The sequence below is a fragment of the Streptomyces sp. FH025 genome (assembly GCF_017427025.1).
GTDB lineage: Bacteria > Actinomycetota > Actinomycetes > Streptomycetales > Streptomycetaceae > Kitasatospora.
In genome coordinates this window covers 1-6805 of the sequence record NZ_JAFLNG010000425.1, presented here as the reverse complement: position 1 = coordinate 6805, position 6805 = coordinate 1, and the positions used below count along the sequence as shown (strand labels likewise).

Below are 6805 nucleotides of genomic sequence, written 5' to 3'. Positions count from 1 at the left end.
CGCCTGGCTGCTCTCCGTCGCCTGCGGCCTCGCCGTCGCCAACGTCTACTACTCGCAACCGCTGCTCGACCTGATCGCCCGGGACTACGGCATCGCCCCGGCCACGATCGGCCTGGTCGGCACCCTCACCCAGACCGGCTACGCCCTCGGCCTCCTGCTGATCGTCCCGCTCGGCGACCGCGTCAACCGCCGCACCCTGATCACCGCCCAGCTCGGACTCTCCGTCCTCGCGCTCGCCGCCGTCGCGCTCGCTCCCTCCGCACCGCTGATGCTCGCCGCGATGGCCGCCGTCGGCGCCCTCGCGGTCGTCGCCCAGGTCGTGGTGGCCTACTCCGCCTCGCTCGCGGCGCCCGGCGACCAGGGCCGGGTGGTCGGCACCGTGACCAGCGGCATCGTGGTCGGCATCCTGCTCGCCCGCACCGTCGCCGGGACCATCGGCGACCTGGCCGGCTGGCGCGCCGTCTACGTCGTCTCGGCGATCGCGACCGGGGCCATGGCCCTCGCCGTCGCGGCCGCGCTCCCCTCCGAACACCACCGAACCCCAGCACGGACCGCCGAACGGACCGGCTACCTACGGCTGGTCGCCTCGGTGTTCACGCTCTTCGCCGAGGAGCGCGTGCTCCGCGTCCGGGCCGTCCTGGCACTGCTCACCTTCACCTCCATCACCGTCCTGCTCACCCCGATGGTGCTGCCGCTGGCCGCTCCTCCCTTCGACCTCAGCCACACCCAGATCGGCCTCTTCGGCCTGGCCGGTGCCGCCGGGGCCCTCGGCGCCGGGTACGCCGGCCGGCAGGCCGACCGCGGCAGGGCCGAACGCACGGCGGGCATCGGCCTGTCGGCCATGCTGATCGGCTGGATCCCGGCCGCGCTGCTGCCGCACTCGCTGTGGTGGCTGGTGCTCGCCATGGTCGTGATCGACTACGGCCTCCAGTCCGTGCACGTGATCAACCAGCACCTCCTCTACCAGGTCCGCCCCGAGGCCCAGAGCCGCCTGACCGCGGGCTACATGCTGCTCTACTCCGCCGGCTGCGGAGCCGGCGCGATCCTCTCCACCGTCGTCTACGACCACGGCGGCTGGACGGCCGTCTGCCTGCTCGGTGCCGCCACCAGCCTGGCCGCGCTCGGCTACTGGCGGCTCGCGACCAGGCACTGACCGCCGGTCACAGCGTGAACAGCGGCGCGTCCGTCGTCGGCGGCACCGGCTCCAGGACGTCGCGCAGGGCCCGGATGCCCTTCCGCCAGGCCGGGCCGCTCCCGCTCTCGTCCCACAGCTCGGCGAGGCCCGACTCCTCCGCCACCACCCGGTCGAGCGCGCCCACCGCGAGCGGGCGCAGCTCGGCGGGCAGCGGGGGTATCGGCTCGTCCGGGCCGTAGGCGGTCGTCACCGCCGCGCCGCCCGGGCACTGCGCGGCGACCAGCGCGGCGGCGGCCACGGCCTCCACGCCCTCGTCGTCGTCCAGGTACTCCGGGTTCCGGGCGGCGCGCTCCAGCGCCGCCCGGATCAGCCCGACCCGCTCGACCGGCTCGACGTCGTCGAGGCCGCCAGCGAAGTCCGCCGCGGTGTCGTTGTCGAAGTGCCCGATGTCCCAGGTCCCCATGCGAAGTCCTCCCAGTCCTTCCGTGTTCGTGTGCGATGAATGCTGGCATGCCCGGCTGACAATTCGACCCGACGTCAGTTCCCGGCAAAATCGCTGGCCGACCGGTGGGCGGACCGGCAGGATGCCTCCATGATCGACAGGGGCCTGGACGGGGACGGGTACATCGCGCGGGAGGGCTCGCTGGCCCGGGTGTCGGCGGAGTTCGCGCCGGTGGTCGACGCCGCCCGCGAGCGGATCGCCGCCGCCTTCGGCCCCGCCGTGCTGCACGGCGCCTACCTCTACGGCAGCGTCCCGCGCGGCACCGCGATCCCGGGCGTCTCCGACCTCGACCTGCTGCTCGCCCTGCACCGTCCGCCCACGCCGGCCGACCGCGCCGCGGCGGACGCCCTGGAGGCCGCGCTGGACTCGGCCTTCCCTCAGGTCGACGGCGTCGGCGTGCTCCTGTTCGACACCGGCACGCTGCTGAGCGAGCTGGAGCGCCACGACCTGGGCTGGTTCGTCGCCTGCCTGTGCACCCCGCTGCTCGGCGAGGACCTCGCCGAGCGGCTCCCCCGCTACCGCCCGTCCTCCCTGCTCGCCCGCGAGACCAACGGCGACCTCGCGCTCGCCCTCCCCGGGTGGCGCGAACGGCTGGCGACGGCCGGTTCGGACACCGAGCTGCGGGCGCTCAGCCGCGCGGTCTCCCGCCGGCTCGTCCGCACCGCCTTCACCCTGGTCATGCCCCGCTGGAACGGCTGGACCAGCGACCTCACCGCCTCCGCCGAGGCCTTCGCCGCGTACTACCCCGAGCGCGCCGCGCAGCTGCGCCTCGCCGCCGCCGTCGCCCGCACCCCCACCACCGACCGCGCCACCCTGACCGCCCTCATCACCGACCTCGGCCCCTGGCTCGCCGCCGAGTACACCGCCGTCCACGGCGAGAAGGCCCCGCGCCCGTGACCGGCCTGGCCCCCGAGCACCCCTTCGTCCGCGAGGTCCTCCCCGAGCTCGCCCACGAGCTGATCACCCTCCTGGAGGAGGAGGGCGAGCGCGACCTGGCCGTCCGCGCCCGGGACCTGCGGCTGGTCGCCGAGTGCGGCTGCGGCGACGACTCCTGCCAGAGCTTCTACACGGCGGCACGCCCCGCGGACGAGCCCTACGGCCCGGACCACCGCTGCGTACCGCTGCTCCCCGAGCGGGGCGAGCTCATCCTGGACGTGGCGGACGGCCGGATCGTGTACGTCGAGGTGCTCCACCGCAGGCCCCTGCGCGTCCACCGGCCCTGAACCGGCGGCCCCTCAGGGGCCTCGTCCCCGCCCGGTGGACGCGCGCTTCGCCTCAGTCGACGCAGGGGATCCCGCCCGCCTTCACGGCCGGCCCCTGCATGGGCAGGGCGGCGGCGGGGTCGGTGGCGCCGTCGGCCGGGGCCGTGCCGGCGGCGGAGGGCGTGGCCGGTGCGGCGGTCGGGGTGCGGGAGGCCGCGAGGGTGACGACGACCCGGCCCGCGCCGACTCCGGACGCCGGGGTCGCGGTGACGCCGTAACGGGCGGCGATCTGCTGGGCGTCGGCCTTGGCGCCGCTGCCGTAGGTGACCGTGGTGGCTCGGGTCCGCGCGGGCGCGTCGCCGATCCGGCCCGCCTGGTAGCCGAGTTCGGCCAGCGCCTTGGACTCGGTGGCGGCCGCGCCCGCGCCCGCCGCGGCGTTGACGTCGACCACCGACCTGGGCGTGGCGCCGGGCGAGGGCGCGCCGGTCGGTGCGGCCGACTCGCTCGGGGCCTCGCCGGGGGTCGAGGCCGGGGCGGCGGGCGCCGGTTCGTGGTTGAACAGCTGTCGGACGATCTTCTTGATCAGGTCCTGGTTGACGGTGTTGACCTCCTGCCCGCCGACGGTCTTGAACCCGGCGATCGGCAGCGTGTTGAACTCGACGTTGCCGCCCGTCAGGTTGGGCGCCTGCTGGGCGAAGTCGAGGACGTTCCACTCGTTGTCGATGACCACGTCCTTCTTCACCACCCCGAACAGCTTCTGCATCTGCCCGAAGTCGTTGAGGATGCCCTGCTGCTTGAGCCGGTACTCGACGGAGGAGATGAAGGCCTGCTGCCGGTGGGTGCGGTCGAGGTCGCCGTTGGTGAGGTGGTGGCGCTGGCGGACGAAGGACAGCGCCTGGGCGGCGTTGAGGGAGCTGATCCCGGCGGGCAGCTTGAGGCCGGTGCCGCCGCCCTCGTGGGTGGCGGTGCGGGCGACGATCGGATCGTCGACCGGGTGGTTGAGGCAGACCTGGATCGGTTCCACGGCCTTGGCGATGTCGTAGAACCCGATCAGGTTGACCTCCGCGAAGTGGTCGATCGGCACGTCCAGGAGGCTCTGCACGGTCTGGATGGTGGCCGAGCGGCCCGCCTCGCGGCTCTGCCGCTCCAGCTCCGCCTTGGAGAGGCCCTTGCCGGCGAGCTTCGCCTCCGCGGCCTCCTTGGCGATGCCGTAGGCCTCCTTGATCTTGTGCATCCTGCCGTCGGCCCCGACGGTCTGCACGTAGTCGTCGCGCGGGACGGACAGCGCGCTGACCTTGCCGCCGTTGGCCGGGATGTGCAGCACGATCAGGGCGTTGGTGTTGTACCCGCCGATCTCGCTGGAGCCCGCGTGCAGTTCGTCCTCGACGACCTGCTTGGGCAGGTCGTTGCCGTCCATGTCCTTGCGGCTGTCGAGGCCGATCAGCAGCAGGTTGACGGACTTGTCCAGGTGCGCCGGGGCGTTCTTCTTGGCCTCGCTCAGCGCGCCGGACTTGATCATGCCGTCGTCGAGGCTGCGGTACTCGTACCAGGTGAAGCCGCTGGCCCCGAGCACCGCGACCGAGACGGTGCAGGCCAGGGTGCGGCCGGCCACGATCAGCGGGGCGGCGGCGCGGCGCTGGGCGCGGCCGCGGGGGCGAGGGCGGTGTCCGCGTTCAGCCACGGCGGCTCCTTCCGCCCGGGGCGCCCGCTCGCTCGCGTCGTCGCCGGTCGAGCACGGCCCGGACCGCGGTGACCAGCAGCGCCGCAGCCACGGCGGCCGCCATCACCGGGAACGCCGCGACCACCCAGCGCACCGCGCCGGTGCCGAGGCCCTTGCCCTGGTACTTGTCGGGGTTCGACAGGTAGTCGACGCCGGCGGCCGTGAGCAGCACCACGACCGGGGCGGCGGTGACCACCCACCACCGGCCGGTCCGGCTGCACAGCGCGGCCGCGCCCGCGGTGCCGAGCACCGCGCCGATCGTGAAGAGGACGCCGACGCCTGGCCCGCCCAGTTCGTCCGCGATCCCGCCGAGCACCGGCAGCCCGACGGCCGTGAGCGCCACCAGCGGACCGGTGCGCCGCCGGGCCTGCTGCCTGCGGCGCGAGGACCCGGCTCGCGAGGACCCGGCCCGCGGGGACCCGGCCCGCGGCGCGCGGGCCTCCCGGGCCCCGCCCGGACCTCCCGGCCCTCCGCCGGCGGCCGCACGGGAGCGCTGGGCCGGCACACCGCGGTCCTCGGTGCGCGGCCCCGCGTCCTGGTACGGCGTTCTCGCCCGCTGACCGGCCATGCGCACTTCCCTCGATCGTTACGGCTGCGGCGGCGTGACCACGCCACCGCACGCGCCGGGACGTCACCGTCCTGCGGCGCTTCCCAATTTCTACAGGCCTGTAGAGGATGGGCTGGAGCATACAAATCCATTTCAGCAAAGTCACCCGCCGCCTTCCGGCAGGGGCGGACCGCCCGGCGGGCCGTCGTTAGGATGACCATGATCCCCGCCACGTCGGCACACCATCAGGAACGCATCAGAGGAGCAGAGCGTCACCATGTTTGAGAGTCTGAAGAACCTCGCGGACAAGGCCACCGACCTCGCCCGTGAGCACAGCGACGTGCTCGGGCAGGGCCTGGAGAAGGTCGGCGACGCGATCGACGACCGCACGGATCGCAAGTACAGCGGGCAGATCGACACCGGCGTCGAGAAGGCGAAGGACTTCCTGCGCAACCTCGACGGGGACCAGAAGCCCGCCGAGTAGGCCGGCCGTAGGGCACGATCGGCCATACGTCGATCGAACGAAGGTACGGGCGGACGGGGAGGGCCGGCAGCGGTGAGCGAAGAGCAGAAGAGGTCCCGCTGGGGGCGCTGGATCGTGATCGGCGTGCTGGCCGCCGCCGGGTGGGGCATCGTCCGCGGGGGCGGCCACGACACCACGGCCGCCTCCCCGTCCGCCCCCGGGGCGTCCGCCACGCAGTCCGCGGCCGACGCCCCGTCCGGCGGCGGCACCCCGTCCGCCGCGCCGTCCAAGCCCTCCGGCCGTTACGACCCGGCCGACTACGCGGATCCGGTGCGCCGGTACGCCGCCGAGGCCGGCGTGAACCCGCAGCTGCTGATGGCGATCCTCTACAACGAGTCGTACAAGCCGCACGACCCGGACCTCGAACGGGCCTGGCAGCGCACGAAGCCCGACGCCTCCTTCGGCATCGCCAACATGCACCGGGCCGCCTTCGACGACACCAAACCGGGCCGCCCCTTCGCCTCCCGCCAGTGGGAGGAGCTGCCGGACGACCGCGACCTGGCCATCCAGGCCGCCGCCTGGCACCTGCGCGACCTCGCCGGGCAGCTCCCCGTCCGCCCGGGCGCCCCGCTGACCAAGGACGAACTGCTCGCCCTCGGCTACAACGCGGGCGCGGGCAACATGCTGGCCTTCGCCCGGGGCGTCAAGATCGGCCCGCAGGCGCAGTCCTACCTGGACCGCCTCCACGACAACTGGGCGAAGTCCGGCGAGGCCGTGAAGTAGCCCCCGCGAGCCGGGGTTCAGCACTGGGTGCGACGGCGCAGCCAGAGACCGGTGGCGACCAGCAGGACGGCCGTGACGGCGGTGCCGATGGCGGCCCAGGCGGTCGTGGCGTCGGTGGTCTCGTGCACGCGGGCCGCCCTGCCGACCGCCGCCGCAGGGGTGGAGGCGAGCGCGGGGGTGGGCGCGGACTCCGTGCCCAGGGCCAGCGGCGCCGCGTCGCCGGGCACGGCGGTCTCGACGTCCAGCTCGCGTTCACCGTGCCCCGGGGCGGGGAACGCGCAGTCGACGGTGATCCGCCAGTGCCCGGCCGGGAGGAGTTCTCTGGTGGTGTACACCCCCGGTCGGCCCGGGACGGCGACCAGGCGCCAGGGGCCGACGGTACGGCCGTCGGCGGCGGTCGCGGAGAGCGTGCCGGTGAAGTCCCCGGTGACCGGGTCGTGGTCGCTCTCCCAG

9 protein-coding genes are annotated in these 6805 nt (G+C 74.3%); 5 read left to right on the top strand and 4 right to left on the bottom strand.

The annotated features are described in order from the left end of the window. Positions 1-1153, top strand: a 1153-nt coding sequence (locus J0670_RS25780) for an MFS transporter (protein WP_207814056.1), incomplete at its 5' end; no start/stop codon positions are given. A 7-nt stretch (positions 1154-1160) separates the two neighbouring features. On the opposite strand, the gene J0670_RS25775 is transcribed toward J0670_RS25780, so the two are convergent. Then, entirely contained in the window at positions 1161-1598 is a 438-nt protein-coding gene (locus J0670_RS25775) for a DUF4259 domain-containing protein (protein ID WP_207814055.1), read from the bottom strand. A gap of 129 nt (positions 1599-1727) precedes the next feature. Between J0670_RS25775 and J0670_RS25770 the strand changes: the two genes are divergently transcribed. Next, complete coding sequence (locus J0670_RS25770; protein WP_207814054.1) at positions 1728-2534, top strand: nucleotidyltransferase domain-containing protein; 807 nt, start codon at positions 1728-1730, stop codon at positions 2532-2534. Further along, on the top strand, positions 2531-2860 hold the full coding sequence (locus J0670_RS25765) for a hypothetical protein (protein ID WP_307806688.1): 330 nt from the start codon (positions 2531-2533) through the stop codon (positions 2858-2860). Before J0670_RS25770 ends, J0670_RS25765 begins: the two co-directional genes overlap by 4 nt. Before the next feature lie 52 nt (positions 2861-2912). Here the strand turns inward: J0670_RS25765 and J0670_RS25760 are convergent, their stop codons facing one another. Continuing rightward, positions 2913-4520, bottom strand: coding sequence for an LCP family protein (locus J0670_RS25760; RefSeq protein WP_207814053.1), 1608 nt, complete (start codon positions 4518-4520; stop codon positions 2913-2915). Continuing rightward, the gene (locus tag J0670_RS25755) at positions 4513-4902 is read right to left on the bottom strand and encodes a DUF6542 domain-containing protein (RefSeq protein ID WP_207814052.1); all 390 of its coding nucleotides are present in this window, start codon (positions 4900-4902) and stop codon (positions 4513-4515) included. Before J0670_RS25755 ends, J0670_RS25760 begins: the two co-directional genes overlap by 8 nt. Positions 4903-5383: 481 nt before the next feature. Between J0670_RS25755 and J0670_RS25750 the strand changes: the two genes are divergently transcribed. Together J0670_RS25750 and J0670_RS25745 are read left to right on the top strand one after the other, a co-directional pair. Next, complete coding sequence (locus J0670_RS25750; RefSeq protein WP_207814051.1) at positions 5384-5590, top strand: antitoxin; 207 nt, start codon at positions 5384-5386, stop codon at positions 5588-5590. A gap of 72 nt (positions 5591-5662) precedes the next feature. Further along, on the top strand, positions 5663-6352 hold the full coding sequence (locus J0670_RS25745) for a lytic transglycosylase domain-containing protein (protein ID WP_207814050.1): 690 nt from the start codon (positions 5663-5665) through the stop codon (positions 6350-6352). 17 nt (positions 6353-6369) lie between these two features. On the opposite strand, the gene J0670_RS25740 is transcribed toward J0670_RS25745, so the two are convergent. Next, the coding region (locus J0670_RS25740) for a hypothetical protein (RefSeq protein WP_207814049.1) at positions 6370-6805 on the bottom strand (436 nt) is incomplete at its 5' end.